Here is a 2,021-nt window from a genome sequence, read left to right as displayed (position 1 = left end):
TGTTACGGCAGGAGGGGGCGCGCGGAAGGATGCTGCCGCCGAATCCGGAGCGGCCGGAAGAGGGATGCGGCCTGATCGTGCTCGCGATGGGCAAGATGGGCGCCGGTGAATTGAATTTCTCCAGCGATATCGACCTGATCGTTTTTTACGATGCCGAGGCATCTTCGCTGGCGCCCGACATCGAACCGCAGCCGTTCTTCGTTCGCATCGCACAGGGCCTGTCGCGGATGCTGCAGCAACGAAGCGGGGAGGGTTACGTCTTTCGGGTCGATTTGCGGCTGCGCCCCGATCCAGCCTCGACGCCGCTGGCAATATCAACCGCCTCGGCGTTGCACTATTACGAGCGGGAAGGTCGCACGTGGGAGCGCGCCGCCATGATCAAGGCGAAACCCTGCGCTGGCGATCTCAAAGCCGGCGAGGCGCTGATGGCGGAGCTTGCGCCGTTTGTGTGGCGCAAGCATCTGGATTTCGCCGCACTCGCCGACGTGCATGACATGAAGCGGCAGATGCAGACCTATCGTGGGCAAAGCGAGATCACGGTCGAAGGCCATAATGTCAAGATTGGCCGCGGCGGCATCCGCGAAATTGAATTTTTCGCCCAAACCCAGCAGCTGATTGCCGGCGGCCGGCACCCCGAATTGCGGGTGCGGCCGACGCTCGAAGCGCTCGGCCGGCTGGCGTCAGGTAGCTGGATCACTGCCGAAGCGCGCGACCAGTTGACCTCGGCTTACGAATTCCTGCGCCGCGTCGAACACCGTCTGCAAATGGTGGCCGACGAGCAGACGCATGCGTTGCCCGATGATCCCGAGGCGGTTGAGAAATTTGCACGGTTTCTCGGCTATGAGAGTCGGGCCGCGTTTGCGAGCGATCTGCTCGAGCATCTCAAGGTCGTGCAGGGGCATTACGCGAAGCTGTTTGAAGGCGATCCCGCAGGGACCGCCAAATTGCCGGATGTAGATTACTCGGCCGGGCCCGACGATCCACGCCTGATCGACCGCCTTACCGCCCTTGGCTTCAAGAAGCCGGTCGCGGTGGCCGGGACCGTTCAGCATTGGCTGCAGGGCGACTATCGCGTATTCCGAGTGGAGGCAACCCGCCGCTCCTTCGTCGAATTTCTCCCCTCTCTGATCGAGGGGCTTGCCAACGCCGAATATCCCGACAACGCCATCGTCGTCTTCGACGGCTTTCTGCAGGCCCTGCAGCGCGGCGGCCGCCTGTTCGTTTTGCTTAGTCAGAACCGCGACCTTGTCGCGCTCGTCGCATTGATTCTGGGGGCGGCGCCACGGCTCGGCGACATGCTCCCGCGTCAGCCGCAAATCATGGACGGGCTGATCGATCCGCGCTTCTTCGGTGCCATGCCGGACCGGAACGAATTGTCGGCGCGTCTGGCCACAACGCTCCAGGACGCCGGTTCCTACGAGGAATTCTTGGACCGGCTCCGGCTGTTTGGCCGGGAAAGCCTGTTCCTGATTGGAACGCGCATCTTATCCGGCACTGTCTCGGCGCAGCAGGCGGGCATTGCATTCGCCGACGTCGCCGAAGGCATCGTTCACACTGTGCATGGCTTGGTAAGCGAGCAGTTCACCGCCCAATACGGCCGGATCAAGGGACAGGAGACGGCGATCCTGGCGATGGGCAGGCTAGGAAGCCGCGAGATGACGGCGGCTTCCGATCTCGATCTCATTCTGCTCTATGACTTCGATGCATATCATCCGGATTCCGACGGCCCCAGACCGCTGCACGGTGGGCAATATTTTGCCCGCTTCACCCAGCGGCTGATCAGCGCGTTCACCACCCGCACGAATTACGGCGTCCTGTACGACATCGACATGCGGTTGCGGCCGTCGGGCCGTGCGGGTCCTGTCGCCTCGCACGTCGATGCTTTCGCTGAATATCAGGACAAGGAGGCCTGGACTTGGGAGCACATGGCCCTGACCCGAGCGCGGGTGATCTCGGGGTCGGAGGATTTCCGCGCCAGGATTGAGGCCATTATTCGCGCAGTCCTCACTCGACCGCGGGAG

At 62.7% G+C, this 2,021-nt stretch carries 1 protein-coding gene; it reads left to right on the top strand.

Translation table 11 applies throughout. The features are described from left to right. A partial coding sequence (locus NEZ08_RS18090; protein ID WP_298109749.1) for a bifunctional [glutamine synthetase] adenylyltransferase/[glutamine synthetase]-adenylyl-L-tyrosine phosphorylase occupies nucleotides 1–2,021 on the top strand: 2,021 nt, incomplete at both ends.

Origin of the sequence: Bradyrhizobium sp., assembly GCF_027451485.1 — a bacterium.
GTDB lineage: Bacteria > Pseudomonadota > Alphaproteobacteria > Rhizobiales > Xanthobacteraceae > Bradyrhizobium.
This window is presented reverse-complemented; position numbering and strand designations above follow the sequence as displayed.